This window comes from Mucilaginibacter sp., assembly GCF_965225845.1.
GTDB lineage: Bacteria > Bacteroidota > Bacteroidia > Sphingobacteriales > Sphingobacteriaceae > Mucilaginibacter.
In genome coordinates this window covers 1,330,117-1,345,303 of record NZ_CBDDBL010000002.1, presented here as the reverse complement: position 1 = coordinate 1,345,303, position 15,187 = coordinate 1,330,117, and the positions used below count along the sequence as shown (strand labels likewise).

At 38.9% G+C, this 15,187-nt stretch carries 13 protein-coding genes; 8 read left to right on the top strand and 5 right to left on the bottom strand.

Annotation, left to right across the window (positions count from 1 at the left end; translation table 11 throughout):
- Positions 1-19: 19 nt before the first annotated feature.
- Genes ACYZ0U_RS09840 through ACYZ0U_RS09830 form a run of 3 tightly spaced genes read right to left on the bottom strand, consistent with a single transcriptional unit; the run spans position 20 to position 3,315 of the window.
- Positions 20-889, bottom strand: a complete 870-nt coding sequence (locus tag ACYZ0U_RS09840) for a TIGR01459 family HAD-type hydrolase (protein WP_461451916.1) — start codon at positions 887-889, stop codon at positions 20-22.
- 10 nt (positions 890-899) lie between these two features.
- Positions 900-1,937: an aminoglycoside phosphotransferase/kinase family protein gene (locus ACYZ0U_RS09835; protein WP_461451915.1), complete on the bottom strand. Its 1,038-nt coding sequence runs from the start codon at positions 1,935-1,937 to the stop codon at positions 900-902.
- Positions 1,938-1,956: 19 nt separating this feature from the next.
- The gene (locus ACYZ0U_RS09830) at positions 1,957-3,315 is read right to left on the bottom strand and encodes a glutamine synthetase family protein (RefSeq protein ID WP_461451914.1); all 1,359 of its coding nucleotides are present in this window, start codon (positions 3,313-3,315) and stop codon (positions 1,957-1,959) included.
- A gap of 129 nt (positions 3,316-3,444) precedes the next feature.
- On the opposite strand from ACYZ0U_RS09830, the gene ACYZ0U_RS09825 reads away from it, so the two are divergent.
- Entirely contained in the window at positions 3,445-3,852 is a 408-nt protein-coding gene (locus tag ACYZ0U_RS09825) for a gamma-glutamylcyclotransferase family protein (RefSeq protein ID WP_461451913.1), read from the top strand.
- 89 nt (positions 3,853-3,941) lie between these two features.
- Here the strand turns inward: ACYZ0U_RS09825 and ACYZ0U_RS09820 are convergent, their stop codons facing one another.
- Positions 3,942-4,955 (bottom strand): glutamine synthetase beta-grasp domain-containing protein, encoded by a 1,014-nt coding sequence (locus ACYZ0U_RS09820; RefSeq protein ID WP_461451912.1) that lies wholly within the window; start codon positions 4,953-4,955, stop codon positions 3,942-3,944.
- Between the two features lie 422 nt (positions 4,956-5,377).
- On the opposite strand from ACYZ0U_RS09820, the gene mdh reads away from it, so the two are divergent.
- Positions 5,378-6,316: a malate dehydrogenase gene (mdh, locus tag ACYZ0U_RS09815; RefSeq protein ID WP_461451911.1), complete on the top strand. Its 939-nt coding sequence runs from the start codon at positions 5,378-5,380 to the stop codon at positions 6,314-6,316.
- Between the two features lie 68 nt (positions 6,317-6,384).
- On the opposite strand, the gene ACYZ0U_RS09810 is transcribed toward mdh, so the two are convergent.
- Positions 6,385-8,955 (bottom strand): M1 family metallopeptidase, encoded by a 2,571-nt coding sequence (locus ACYZ0U_RS09810; protein ID WP_461451910.1) that lies wholly within the window; start codon positions 8,953-8,955, stop codon positions 6,385-6,387.
- Positions 8,956-9,156: 201 nt separating this feature from the next.
- Between ACYZ0U_RS09810 and ACYZ0U_RS09805 the strand changes: the two genes are divergently transcribed.
- From ACYZ0U_RS09805 to ACYZ0U_RS09780, 6 genes are all read left to right on the top strand, one after another.
- Positions 9,157-10,110 (top strand): glycosyltransferase family 2 protein, encoded by a 954-nt coding sequence (locus ACYZ0U_RS09805; protein WP_461451909.1) that lies wholly within the window; start codon positions 9,157-9,159, stop codon positions 10,108-10,110.
- 104 nt (positions 10,111-10,214) lie between these two features.
- Positions 10,215-11,183 (top strand): glycosyltransferase family 2 protein, encoded by a 969-nt coding sequence (locus ACYZ0U_RS09800; RefSeq protein ID WP_461451908.1) that lies wholly within the window; start codon positions 10,215-10,217, stop codon positions 11,181-11,183.
- A 4-nt stretch (positions 11,184-11,187) separates the two neighbouring features.
- Positions 11,188-11,976, top strand: a complete 789-nt coding sequence (locus tag ACYZ0U_RS09795) for a hypothetical protein (RefSeq protein ID WP_461451907.1) — start codon at positions 11,188-11,190, stop codon at positions 11,974-11,976.
- A 3-nt stretch (positions 11,977-11,979) separates the two neighbouring features.
- Positions 11,980-13,482, top strand: a complete 1,503-nt coding sequence (locus ACYZ0U_RS09790) for a GH3 auxin-responsive promoter family protein (RefSeq protein ID WP_461451906.1) — start codon at positions 11,980-11,982, stop codon at positions 13,480-13,482.
- A gap of 72 nt (positions 13,483-13,554) precedes the next feature.
- Positions 13,555-13,944: a four helix bundle protein gene (locus ACYZ0U_RS09785; RefSeq protein ID WP_461451905.1), complete on the top strand. Its 390-nt coding sequence runs from the start codon at positions 13,555-13,557 to the stop codon at positions 13,942-13,944.
- Between the two features lie 29 nt (positions 13,945-13,973).
- Complete coding sequence (locus ACYZ0U_RS09780) at positions 13,974-15,185, top strand: 1-deoxy-D-xylulose-5-phosphate reductoisomerase (protein WP_461451904.1); 1,212 nt, start codon at positions 13,974-13,976, stop codon at positions 15,183-15,185.
- Positions 15,186-15,187: the final 2 nt, after the last annotated feature.

The following is a 15,187-nucleotide window of genomic DNA, read 5'->3' as shown; positions in this document are numbered from 1 at the left end:
AAGCACACTAAAGTTTTTATTAAAACCCAAGGTCACCACCTTCTATCACTGCACTTTCACAAATGTAAGTTGGTGATATGCCGGTTGCGGTAATGCGTGTAGAAAAGTCCTTCGCCAGGGTGTTGCCCGACAATACCAATACGGTATCTAAACCAAACTTATTGCCACCAAGAATATCGGTGTTAAGCGTATCACCTACCATTACAATATCGGTTTTATTTATTTTTAGTTGCTCACGCGCCATGTCATAAGCAAACATGAACATTTGCGAATCCGGCTTACCAAATCTGATAAATTGCTTACCTACAACACTTTCTATCATAGCTGCAATACCTCCTATTGCTATTGAAACATCGCTGACGGTAAGCGGGTAAGCACGGTCTGTATTGGCCACAATTACCGGGATGGTTCGCTTTCTGATCAGGTTTACCGCTTTATTTAAATCTTTGGCCCAATCAAATCCTTCGTCATCCAAAAAAACCAGCGCGCTTACTTTATTTATATTGGTATCATTAATTTCACTAATAGGTAAAGTATGCAAACCTGAACTTTCAATATAATGTGCCGACTTTGTGGTTCCCAAATAAGCTACTATGCCATCGCGAACCTGTAGGTCTAAATATTCTTTAGTTAACATACCTGAAGAAATGATCCTGTCAGCCTTAATGATATTTAAGCCTGATTTATGAAAACTGTCTGCCAATTGATATGGGCTCCTTGAGGCGTCGTTAGTTACAATGTAATACTCCTTCCGTTGTGCTTCCAGGTATTCAAAAGTTTTTTCAATACCCGGTAATATGCCATTATAATTCTTGAGCACACCAAATGCATCAAAAAAAACCACTTTGTATTTGTCGATTATGGACTTGAAGTTTTCTATTTGTTGCATGATTTGACTATTATTTTAAGTTAAGAGCATTAATAATTTTTTCTGCATCAAAATCCCTGTCGACTGACGGTAAATAAATATCAAACGCCTCTGCTTGTAGCTTTTTGGCATATTGCTCATTAAAAAAGTATTTGCCGTCTTTGATCACATAATTAAGTATAAAAAAGCGATAAGTTTCTTTTAAAAAACGGATTTCATCGGCAGTCAGCGGATTTAATTTATGATATTCTTCAAGGAAAATAATAAAGCGGTCTTCCATTAACGGACCGATCACATAACTGAATACCGTACGGTCGCCGATATCTGATACTACCCTGCTAAGGAAATAAAAATCGAGCATGCGGTAGCTCATCCTGAACCAGTCGTAATCCCAACGGGAATATAATTCAAGGTGTGGCCCAACAGAAAAATTGCCAATATTCCAATCTATAAAAACAGGTATAGACTCAAACGCTTTCATATTATAATTTGAACGATTTTTAAGGAACAAGTCGCAATGATATTTTAAAAAATCAACCTGCATTGGCGTGCCGAATTGTTTTTCGTTCAATTCCAATTGCTGCTGTAAAGCATAAATATCGGTACGTAATGTTTTGGATGATTTTGGCAATACGTTTTTTATTCGCGAACATGCTTTATGAAACTTACCGATCTGCTGGCCTAATTTGCGAATGTGATTTTCGTCCAATCGCCTTGGCAACCTGTCCATTATACGGGTCGGGTTATAAAAAACCACCCAAACATCCTGTCTGTTCTGTTTGTGATGATAGACATAAACCCGGTTGTTTTTAAGTAACGACTTAGCTAAAAAATTCTCAAAAGGATAAAGCAAGTTATTAGATAAGCTATGGATAATGCGGTGATCTTCTTTAAAATACTCATACTTCCCAAAATTAGATAGCTTGGCAATAATGATATCGTCATCATCAAAGGTTACACGGTACACGTGGTTGGTAGATACCATCGCGCTGATATCCTCAATAGAGCGGATGGTTTTAGAAGCGTCGTAGCCTTCCCAGGCTTTTTTTATTATAAAAGAGTAGTCCATTATATTTTCAACACAGGTATTATATGATCTCAAAATACCTTTTTAATTCCCAATCTGTTACACTTTTCGCAAACTGACGATGTTCCCATAGACGGGTTTGTGTGAAGTGTTCAACAAAAGCTTCGCCAAATAACTCTTTTGCTATAGGTGAGTTTTTCATTAAGATAGCCGCATCGTGCAGGTTTGAAGCCAATTTGCCATTTTTAATATCCTGGTAACCGTTCCCGATTGTTGGTTTTATATTCAGTTCCAATTTATGTTTGATACCATACAGGCCTGATGCCAACGCGGCCGACATAGCCAAATACGGGTTAGTATCCGCACCGGGAATGCGGGTTTCCAGCCTCGTATAAGTTTGCGAATCATTCAAAACACGTAATGCTGTAGTACGGTTATCTAATCCCCATGTTACGGTTGTTGGCGCCCAGGCTCCTTCCACCAAACGCTTATAGCTATTTACAGTTGGTGCATACATAGGCAATATATTAGGCATACAATATAATTGACCGGCTAAGTAATGCTTAAACAGATCACTCATATTATGCTCATCGTCAGCGCTATAAAACAAATTTTCAGTTTTGTCCTTATTCCATAAACTTTGGTGAATGTGGCCGCTGCAGCCCGGTAATGTCTCCGTCCACTTAGCCATAAAAGACGCCATGATCCCATGTTTATAAGCTATTTCTTTAACCGCTGTTTTAAATAGCACCGCTTTATCAGCGGCGTTCACCACATAATCATGTAAAATAGCAGCCTCATATACTCCCGGACCTGTTTCGGTGTGTAACCCTTCTATCGGGATATCAAATTGCATTAATAAATTAAACAGGTCATAATAAAATTCACTTTGCTGAGAGATGCGCAGTATTGAATACCCAAACATTCCCGGCGTTAGCGTTTGCAGGTTAGTGAAACTTTTGTCAGCTATGGATTGTGGCGTCTCTTTAAAATTGAACCACTCAAACTCCTGAGAAAACTCAGGATGATAACCTAAAGATCCACAATCTTTAGCTATACGCTTCAAAAGGCTGCGTGTATCTATAGCCAGGTCATTACCATCAGCTTTGCTAAAATCTGCTAAGAAAAACGGAATATTGTCCTGCCATGGCACTGTACGAAAAGTTGAAAGATCTATCCTGCATTGCTGATCCGGGTAACCAGTATGCCAGCCTGTTATCTCTACGTTATCATAAGTACCATCGCTGCTGTCCCAGCCAAAAACCACATCGCAAAAGCCATAACCGTTGCGCATACCATCAATAAATTTTTTATGGTGGATCACCTTGCCACGTAAAATACCATCAGTATCGGCAAAGGCGAATTTGATCTTTTGAATATTATTCTCTTTTAAATAGGTTATGATCTGGTCTTCGTTCATAAGGCTGGAGATGATTTCGGCGGCAAGTTAAGCAACTTATATTAACAAAATTTCGCTTGGTTTAATTTATTGCATTGCATATGGTCTATACGCTGTATCAAGTATCTTTGTTTGAAAGATCATCAATTAATGAAACCAAACAGCAGTTATTTATTTGTTTATGGCACTTTGCTGGGCGATAATAATGAATTTGGCATCTACCTAAAACAACATTGCCACTTTTACGATAATGGTAAGCTGAAAGGCAGATTATATGATTTAGGCGAATACCCGGGCGCTGTTTTGGATGAAGATTTAGATAGTTATATTCATGGAAGTATTGTCGAACTGATAGACCCGCAACAAACACTCAACTATTTAGACGATTACGAAGGATATGGCGATGACCAGGATCAGCCGAATTTATTTATACGGGAAATAGCTGCAATTGAAACAAACAGCAAAGAGATTGACTGCTGGATTTATGTTTATAATTTATCGATTGATGGATTTAAGTTGATTGAACTGGGAAATTATATCAAATACAAAAATATATAATTTACAATTCTTAAAATAAGACAACTAAAAACAAAAAATCCTCCGAATCTTTCGATAAGGAGGATCAGTTATAATAGTTATTAGTTTAGTTAAGCGTTTGCTGATTTAACAGTTTTGATGATAACCGCAGCTACTTTGTATGGATCGGCAGCTGAGTTAGGGCGGCGATCTTCTAAATAGCCTTTCCAACCTTTTTGTACAGTGTACAATGGGATACGGATAGATGCACCACGATCAGATACACCATAGCTATAATCATGGATAGAAGCTGTTTCGTGTTTACCGGTTAAACGCTGATCGTTATCAGCACCGTAAACCGCAATGTGTTCCGCAACAACGGGGCGGAAAGCTTCTAAGATTTTATCGTAAGTTTCTTTGCTGCCTGCTGTTCTCAATGTAGTGTTTGAGAAGTTAGCATGCATACCTGAACCATTCCAGTCAAGCGCACCTAATGGTTTGCAATGCCAGTTGATAGCAACATCATAGCTTTCGCCAATTCTTTCTAACAAATAACGTGCAACCCAGATTTGGTCACCAGCTTCTTTAGCGCCTTTAGCGAAGATCTGGAATTCCCACTGACCGGCAGCAACTTCAGCGTTGATACCTTCAACATTTAAGCCTGCTTCCAAACATACGTCTAAGTGTTCTTCAACAATGTCACGTCCGTAAGCATTTTTAGCGCCTACAGAGCAATAGTATGGGCCTTGTGGCGCAGGGTAACCTGATGCCGGGAAACCAAGCGGTTTGTTAGTTTCAGGATCCCAAAGGAAATATTCCTGCTCAAAACCAAACCAGAAATCATTGTCATCATCCTGAATTAATGCACGGCCGTTTGACTCATGAGGCTCGCCTTTTGAATCAAGAACTTCGCACATTACCAGGTAACCGTCTTTTCTTTGCGGATCAACACAAATAAATACAGGTTTTAATATACAATCAGATGAACCACCGGGTGCCTGCTCGGTTGAAGAACCGTCAAAGCTCCATAATGGACAATCTTCTAATTTACCGCTGAAATCATGTTCGATTTTTGTTTTGCTACGAAGGCTCTGTGTAGGTTTATAGCCGTCAAGCCAGATGTACTCTAATTTTGCTGCTGCCATTGTTTAGTTATTTTACAATAAGGATTCAAAAAATAGTTTTTTGGAATAGTTAATTCAATTATGAAGGCGAATTTAAATTATTTTTATAAAAATCATTATAAAAATGTAAAATAATTATATTTTTTTTCAAAAACAACTCTTTTATATGAATAAAACCGAAATTTTGTAAACTATAAAATCCAAACTCAATATTATATTATATAAATTCAACTAAATGATTAGTGAAATTAATTTAAAAGCTAATTTCTGTTTGCATAAGTACTTTCATTTTAAACACAAAATTATCTTGTTATATAACTATTATATTTCAATTTAATTACAATAGCATTTCAAAAAAATCCTTAAAATTGCCCAGATTTTAATTACCGGATTGGTAATCAATACAAATCTGGTTTCTTACTCAATTATCTAAAACAATACATATGAAAATCACAGTAGTTGGCGCAGGAGCAGTTGGCGCAACTTGCGCAGACAACATCGCAAGAAAAGAATTAGCTGAAGAACTTATTTTGTTAGACATCCGCGAAGGTTTTGCTGAAGGCAAGGCTATTGATATGATGCAAACCTCGGCCCTGTTGGGTTTTGATACCAAAATAAAAGGTGTTACCAACGACTACGCAGCAACTGCAGACTCAGAAGTGGTAGTAATTACTTCAGGCTTACCGCGCAAACCGGGCATGACCCGCGAAGAGCTAATAGGCACCAACGCTAACATTGTAAAAAGCGTTACTGAAAACGTATTAAGGCACTCGCCAGATACCATCATCATTGTGGTTTCAAACCCAATGGATACCATGAATTACTTAACTTTGAAAACTTCAGGCTTACCTAAAAACAAAATTTTAGGTATGGGTGGCGCTTTGGACTCTGCAAGGTTTAAATATTACCTAAGCCAGGAATTAGGCTGTTCTCCTGCCGACTTGAACGCGGTTGTTATTGGCGGCCACGGTGATACCACCATGATCCCGTTAATTAAACATGCTACCTGGAACAGCGTACCGGTTACCCAATTTTTAAGCGAAGAACAACAGGAAAAAATTGTTAAAGCTACCATGGTTGGCGGCGCTACATTAACCGGCCTTATTGGTACCTCTGCCTGGTATGCACCGGGTGCAGGTACTGCATTTATGGTTGAAGCAATTGTTCGCGACCAGAAAAAACTACTTTCATGCGGTGTTGCTTTAGATGGTGAATATGGCCAGAAAGATATCTCGTTAGTTGTACCTGTTATCTTAGGTAAAAACGGCTGGGAAAAAATCGTTGACTTTAAATTAAGCGACAGCGAACAGGCCGAATTCAACAAAAGCGCCGATGCTGTTAGAAATATGAATAAAGTATTAAGTGATAGCGGAGTTATTTAATTCTAAACTCTTTATAAATAAAAACGGCTTCCTTTCGGGAAGCCGTTTTTATTATGAGCAAATTTTATTTATTGAATATCGGCACTCTTTACCTTAAAATCGACCGGAAATCCTACAAAGGTTGATTTTTCTGTATAAGGTATCTGGATGCCATTTACATTACGATAATCTGCAAAATCAACCGACGAACTGCCCGGCAGATCTATTTGCTCACGGATCTTTAATCCTGTTTTTTGGTCGTAAAACAATTTGATTTTTATATTATCGGGTGTTGTTACAACTACTTCATAAGCTAAATCATCATTGATAACTTGTAAAGCCGGCATTATGTCGACTTTATAGCCATTTTTCAGATAATCCATTTCGGGGAATAATTTATGCTTTTGTTTAACGGCAATTTTATCTGTATTACTCAACTGAACCGGTGTATTTTTTTGAGTGATGTTCACACTGTCACCTTTTATGGCAATGTGCGAAAACACTGCGTTCTGATAACTTGGCAGCGTAACATCCTGTGTAATTACACCAGGAATGCAGGTTGTTGTGCGCACTAATTCGGTGCCTTGAACATTGCTGGTATCAACAATCTTGATATTTTTAACCGACAGTAACTTATCCTTACCGCCTATTGCATCCAGGTATTTTTTAAGTACATCAGCGCCTGTTGTTCCATCGGGAACAGGTAAACCGCTGAAAGAGTTATTATCAGGATTAATATCGGGCAATTTATGATCAGGATCGATAGTTGCAGATACTATTTTTGAGGTTGACTTATAGGCGAACGTCCATTCGCCGCCGCGTTGCCAAATCTCGGCAGGTAATTTCATAATACCTTTATTCCCGTTTTCTTCTTTTATGGCGATGGTTACCGGCATAGCCATTTCCTCCAGGTTATCGATGGTAATTAATGAACCTTTACTTGGGTCATTATCGATATAATCTATCGCTTTTACAGCCTGGTCAAGTTTCCAGGTGGTGAAGAACCATTCATTCCAAAACCAACCCAGGTCCTCACCTGCCGCGTTATCCATGGTATGGAAAAAGTCCCATGGCGTTGGGTGTTTAAATGCCCAGCGTTTAATATAGGTTTGGAAAGCATAATCAAACCTGTCTTCGCCCAGGATCTGCTCGCGCAAAACGGTTAGTGCCATTGCCGGCTTTTCGTATTCCGATATTCCGGAGAAACTTTCCGGGGTAACATCAGGTAAAGTCATAATTGAGTTTGCATCCGCTGAAAACATTCCCTGCGCGTCGCGCTCTGCATCTTGTTTTTGGTAATATTCTCCGTGGTTAAATACCTTGGTATCAACCTTATTAATAAAGGTATTAAAACCCTCATCCATCCAGGCAAATTTTCGTTCGTTAGATCCAACAACCATTGGAAACCAGTTATGGCCAAACTCATGGTTAGTTACTTCCCAAAGCTCACCTGTTTTTGATTCCTGCCCGCAAAATACAATCCCGGGATACTCCATACCGCTAACAGAACCTGCCACGTTGGTTGCCACAGGATAAGTGTACGGAAACCATTTATCAGAATATAGTTCAATGGCTGCTTTAACATATTCAGTGGACCGGCTCCAGGCATTTTGCCCCTTTGACTCAATTGGATATACCGATTGCGCCAATGCTTTTTTGCCGTTAGGCAGATTAATCCTTGCTGCATCCCAAACAAAAGCCTTAGATGCCGCCCATGATACATCACGCGTATTTTTACAGAAGAAATGCCAGGTAAGCTGACCTTTATTTGGATATGACTTATTGCTCATCATCTCAGCAGAGTCCTTTACAAAAATTGTTTTATCGCTATTCTTCGCTATCGCCAACCTACTTATCTCGGTTGGTGTTAAAACCTCTGTTGGATTGAGCAATTCACCAGAACCAACTACAACCAAACTTGCAGGCGCGGTAATCGTAAAATCAAAATTACCATAATCCAAATAAAATTCGGCGCCACCCATATAAGGTATCACGTTCCATCCGGTAACATCATCATAAACCTCCATGCGAGGATACCATTGAGCTATTTCGTAGATCCAGCCATTTTTGGTGTGATTGCGGCCCATACGATCTACACCATATTCAGGAACAGTAAACGCGTATTCGATCTTTACCTGTATCTTACTCCCGCTTGAACGCAGCGTATCTTTAAGCCTGATCTGCATACGGGTATCGGTTACCACGTAATCAGCTTTTTCAGCCTTACCATTTTTAATAACGTATACCGCTTTTATCTCATCACCATCAGTATAATTATGCACCGAATTACGGCTCCCGCCTACCACACTGGTCGCGGTACCACGCGAATCCTCACGAAAAAGATTCTGATCCAACTGTAACCATAAAAACGCCATCGGATCAGGGCTGTTATTTGTATAGGTAACAGTTTCTGAACCGCTCACTTTGTGGGCGGTGGTATCCAGCTTTACGTTGATCTTATAATCAGCAGCGTTTTGCCAGTATTTTAAACCCGGCGCACCGCTTGCTGTGCGGTATTCGTTGCCCTTATCCTGATAAAAGGTAGGTGTAAAAACTTTATACTGATCGTATTTACTGGTGGGCTCATCAGTGTTTTGTGCATAGCTTTTACAAGTTAAAATGCTCAATAAAAATAGAGCGGCAATTTTGCAGTACTTCATAATTGTATTGAAGATTTATAATTTAAGAGCGACAAATGTAAAATATTTATATACAAAACAAAGATTATCAGCCTGTAGTAGCTGTAAAATGAAGAATATAGTCGGCAATAAATTCAAAGCGGCTAATTCGCTAAGCTTGTAAGCAATTTTTTATATTTTTGCGGGTGTTCCGGCATTGTAACCGGTTACATCCCCCAATAAATGGATATATCAGTTGTTGTACCTTTATATGACGAAGTAGAATCATTACCCGAACTTACCTCATGGATAAGCCGCGTAATGGATGAAAATAAATATAGCTACGAAATTATTTTAGTTGATGACGGCAGCAAGGATGGTTCGTGGGATATGATCAAAAAACTCCGCGAGAACAATCCAGCCATCAAAGGTATTAGGTTCAGGCGTAATTATGGTAAATCGGCTGCTTTAAACACCGGTTTTGAAGCAGTACAAGGCGATGTAGTAATTACCATGGATGCCGACCTTCAAGACAGCCCCGATGAAATACCAGGACTATACCGTCGAATAACTGAAGATAAATACGACCTGGTTTCCGGCTGGAAAGCCAAGCGTTACGACCCGATAACCAAGACAGTACCTACCAAGCTTTTTAATGCAGCCACCCGCAAAATGTCGGGCATTGATAATTTGCACGATTTTAACTGCGGATTGAAAGCCTACCGCAAAACCGTTGTGAAAAACATAGAGGTTTACGGTGAAATGCACCGGTATATACCCGTAATAGCCAAATGGGCCGGTTTTAACAAAATTGGTGAGCAGGTTGTTGAACACCGTGCGCGCAAATACGGGAAAACTAAGTTTGGTATGAGCCGTTTTGTGAATGGTTTTTTGGATCTGTTATCGATATTTTTTGTTGGCAAATTCGGCAAACGCCCGATGCATTTTTTTGGGGCAATGGGAACAGTAAGCTTTTTAACGGGTTTGATCATTGCTGTATGGCTGATCTGGGATAAGTTGTACGACATCAGTCACCACATTAAATATAGCCGCGATGTTACCGCACAGCCTTTATTTTATATTGCATTGGTAGCAATCATAGTTGGTTCACAATTGTTTTTAACCGGTTTTGTTGCCGAACTGGTTGCCCGCAGTGCAAGCGAGCGTAACAGGTACCAGGTTGAGGAAACTATTTAATCAGACTTGAGATATGAGATTTTAGATATGAGACTTTTATCCTGCTGTTTAAATTTCGCTCTTATTTTATCTCAAATCTCACGTCTAAAATCTCACGTCTAAAAATGTTTTTCTCCATCATCATCCCTTTATATAATCGCCCGCAGGAAATAAAAGAACTGCTGGAAACCCTCACCATGCAAACCTATAAGCATTTTGAGGTATTGATTATTGAGGATGGCTCAACCAAAGATGCTGCTAGCATTGTTAAAAGTTTTGAAGGCACACTTGATGTAAAATACTACGTTAAGCCTAACTCGGGACAAGGTTTTAGCCGCAACTTCGGCTTTGAGCATGCCAAAGGCGACTACTTTATCATATTTGATTCCGATTGCTTAATTCCTGAAGATTACTTGCAAATAGTTAACAACAGCCTCGTCTCCAACTGGCTCGACGCTTATGGGGGCCCTGATGATGCACACCCGTCATTTACAGCCACCCAAAAAGCGATAAGTTATTCCATGACATCGCCTTTTACAACCGGTGGTATTCGCGGCAATAAAAAAGGAATAGGCCAGTTTCATCCGCGTAGCTTTAATATGGGGATTTCTCGCCGGGTTTGGGAGAAAGCAGGCGGATTTATCATCACCCGCTCAGGCGAGGATATTGAGTATAGCATCCGCATCCATTCTATGGGATTTAAAATTGGGTTGATACCTGATGCTAAGGTTTACCATAAACGCCGTACCAATTTTTTTCAGTTTTACAAGCAGTTACATTTTTTTGGCAGGGCCAGGATCAACGTGTATAAATTTTTTCCCCAGGAGCTAAAAGCGGTGCATTTTTTTCCGGCGGTATTCACCTTATTTATTATTTTTACTATAATAAGTAATATTATAAACTGGCCATTAGCTATATTATGTAATATTTTATTGGCAGTTTTTTTATTGTTGATATTTTTTCATTCATGGTGGAAAAACAAATCAGCTAAAATTGCATTTTTGAGCATAATTGCTGCCTTTATTCAACTTACTGCCTATGGCTTAGGTTTTATACAGGATTTTTGGAAGCGAGTAATACTAAAAAAATCATAAATATATGTACCACCCATTTTCCGTAGCCGAAACTATTAAAACGGCGTGGAATGTTTTGAAAAAAAATGTTATTCCTTTAGCTGTATACGCCGCGATCTCGCTGTGTATTAGCGAGGTGGTAGATCTGTTTAAGCCTTTGATATTTTCAGACAATGGCCCTTTAAGCTTATTTATCACTGTAATTATTGTGATGATCATCCAGTCGTACCTGGCATTAAGTTTTTATAAGCTGATTTTAAGGCTTATGGATAAGGAATATTATGAGTTTGAGTTCAGAGATATTATTCCATCTTTTAAAATGACATTCAATTTTGTAGTTATTGCCTTCGCTTACAGCGTATTGATAGCAATTTTGTTGTTTATCAACGTCACCATTGAACATGTGATCGATCAATATGCAATTATATTAAATATGTTTTATGTATTAGAATCCATATTTATATTATACCTGCTATTGCGTTCTATATTTTGTATTTGCTTTATTGTTGATAATGACTCAACGCCGTTTGAGTCTTTAAGACAAAGCTTTTCAGCTACACAGGATAATTTTTGGAAAATCTTTGCCATGTTTTTCATCATCCTCGCCTATATGATCGTAGCAATTATCCCGATATTTTTGGTGGTGATCATATCCGGTGTGGACGATGAAAATAGTTTTCTTGTGCAAAAATTAATGTTCTACAGCTGGTTTATACTTACCTTCCCTGCCGTACAGGTTTTAATTATGGTTACCTATCGCAAATTAGTTTACAGTCATCTTGATGTAGACGACGATATTAGCGAAACAATTTAAAACATGGGTTTAAAGGCTGCATTAAGTAAGGTATTCGCCCTGCTGGTTAACCGGCAATTAAATAACATCCGCCAAAACGCGGTAGCTTTGCAGCAGGACATTTTCAAAAAAATTATCAGCCAGGCAAAAAATACAGAGTTTGGCAAGGTGCATGGTTTTGATAAGATCAAGACCTATGATGATTTTAAAAATCAAGTCCCTGTACGTGATTACGAAGACCTTCGCCCCTATATCGAGCGTGTAACCAATGGTGAAGAAAATATCCTTTGGCCCGGCATACCACTCTATCTAACCAAAACATCGGGTACCACCTCAGGTGTAAAATATATCCCAATCTCCAAAGAAAGCATGCCCGCGCATATCACTTCAGCACGCAATGCATTGTTGAGCTATGTACACGAAACTGGTAATGCTGATTTTTTAAATGGCAAGCTCATTTTTTTACAAGGCAGCCCTATATTAAGTAAGAAATCAGGTATCGATACAGGCAGGCTTTCAGGTATTGTTGCCCATCATGTTCCGGGTTACCTCCAAAAAAATAGAATGCCGAGTTTCGAGATCAATTGTATTGAAGATTGGGAGCAAAAGGTTGATGCCATCGTTGATGAAACCATCAACCAAGATATGCGCCTGATCTCAGGCATCCCCCCATGGTGCCAGATGTATTTCGACAGGCTATCGGCAAAAAGTAACGGCAAAAAGATCAGGGAAATATTCCCAAACTTTAAACTTTTTGTTTACGGCGGCGTAAATTATGAGCCTTATCGCGCAAAAATCGAAGAAAGTATCGGCTTTGCTATTGATACGATTGAAACCTACCCGGCATCAGAAGGCTTTATCGCCTTTCAGGATTCGCAAAAAGAAAAAGGATTATTGTTGCAGGTCGATTCCGGGATATTTTATGAATTTACACCGGTTGATGAATTCTTTAATGAAAACCCAATCCGCATCAGCTTAAAGGACATCGAGCTAAACAAAAACTACGCGCTAATATTAAATACCAATGCCGGTTTGTGGGGATACAGTTTAGGCGATACTGTTAAATTTGTTTCAAAAAACCCTTACAAAATACTGGTTACAGGACGTATTAAGCACTTTATTTCAGCCTTCGGCGAGCATGTTATTGGCGAAGAGGTTGAACATGCGTTGATGAGCATAGCCAAAGAAGAATGTATTGAGGTTGTTGAATTTACCGTGGCGCCACAGGTAAATCCACCGGCAGGAGAATTACCTTACCATGAATGGTTTATTGAATTCGGTACCGAGCCAAAGGACCTGCAAGTATTCAGGCAAAAAGTGGACAAAGCGTTGCAAAAGAAAAATATTTATTATTTTGACCTGATAGAAGGTAATATTTTACAACCGCTGGTGATTAGGAGTTTAAAAAAGGATACTTTTATAAATTATATGCGTGCACAGGGAAAACTGGGCGGGCAAAATAAAGTCCCGCGCCTGTCAAACGACAGGAAGATTGCGGATGGATTAAAGGAGTATATAGTTAATTGATAAATGTTTTATTGTTTAATTGCTGTGTTGATAGTTTAGTCAGTTATATAGCGTTATTTAAATATAGTTTTAATGCTTGAAAACATAGAAAAGAAGTTTTTACAACTCGGCGATTTAACATCTTATAAAACCGCATTCTCTTTTAATAATATAGTTTGGGAGCTTGTAATAAAATGGGATTATTTTGCCAAAGATACTATTGGTAAACAATTTGTTAATGCTGCAGATTCTATTTCTGCCAATATAGCTGAAGGATTTGGAAGATATCATAAGAAAGATAAGATTAAGTTTTATTATTATAGTTTCGGTTCTGTAAAGGAATGCAGTGATTGGCTCTTGAAATCTAAGCTTAGAAATTTAATATCTGATGAGCAATTTCTTCAACTTAATGAGATGGTAGACAGATTACCGCGAGAAATACATCAATTAATAAAATTCACAGAGGAAAGATTAAAAGTTTAGTTGGCTTTTAATAATTAATACATCAGCATTTGACTAACAATATAACCATACAACAATTAAGCAATCTTAAGAATATAGCTATTCTTGGGTCTACCGGCAGTATTGGTACGCAGGCATTACAAGTCATCGGCGGAAATCCCGATCTGTTCAGGGCTTATGTAATCACCGCGCAAAGCAATGCCGAACTGCTGATTGCACAGGCTTTACAGTTTGAACCTGCCTATGCTGTTATTTGTGATGAAAGCAAATATCAGTATGTAAAAGATTTGCTGGCAAATACCCGGGTGAAGGTTTTAGCTGGAATTGAAGCAATCACCGATATTGTAACTCATCCTGATATTGATATTGTTTTAACAGCCATGGTTGGTTTTGCAGGCTTAGAGCCTACAATTGCTGCCATAAAAGCCGGTAAAGATATCGCGTTAGCCAATAAAGAGACTTTGGTTGTTGCAGGAGAAATGATCACTGGTTTGGCTAAGAAATACAATGTAAAGATCTTACCTGTCGATTCTGAGCATTCGGCCATTTTCCAATGTCTTGCAGGCGAGGAAAACAATGCCATTGAAAAAATCATCCTCACTGCTTCCGGCGGTCCGTTCAGGGGCAAGGACTTAGATTTCCTGGCACATGTAATGCGTGAGGATGCACTTAAACATCCTAACTGGGTAATGGGCGCCAAGATTACCATTGATTCTGCTTCGCTGATGAATAAAGGTTTAGAAGTAATAGAAGCAAAGTGGTTATTTGACTTAATGACCGAGCAGATCGACGTGATCGTGCACCCCCAATCAATCGTTCACTCGCTGGTACAATTTGAGGATGGATCGATCAAAGCACAAATGGGTTTGCCAGATATGAAACTGCCTATCCAATATGCCTTTACCTACCCAAATCGATTAAAGAATAATTTTAAACGGTTTAATTTTACCGATTTCCCGAATTTAACCTTCGAAAAAGCTGACACCAAAACATTCCGTAACCTCGGAATAGCGTTTGATGCCTTGGAAAAAGGCGGCAATATGCCTTGTATCATCAACGCAGCCAACGAGATAGCTGTAAAAGGTTTCCTGGATAATCAAATAGGTTTTTTAGCCATGAGTGATATTATCGAAACCTGCATGCAGCAGATCAGCTTCACCACCAACCCCGTGTTGGATGATTATTTGAATACTGATAAAGAAACCCGCATATTTGCGCAAAACTTAATAGAAAAAATGCCGTTAAAGGCAGTACATATTTAATT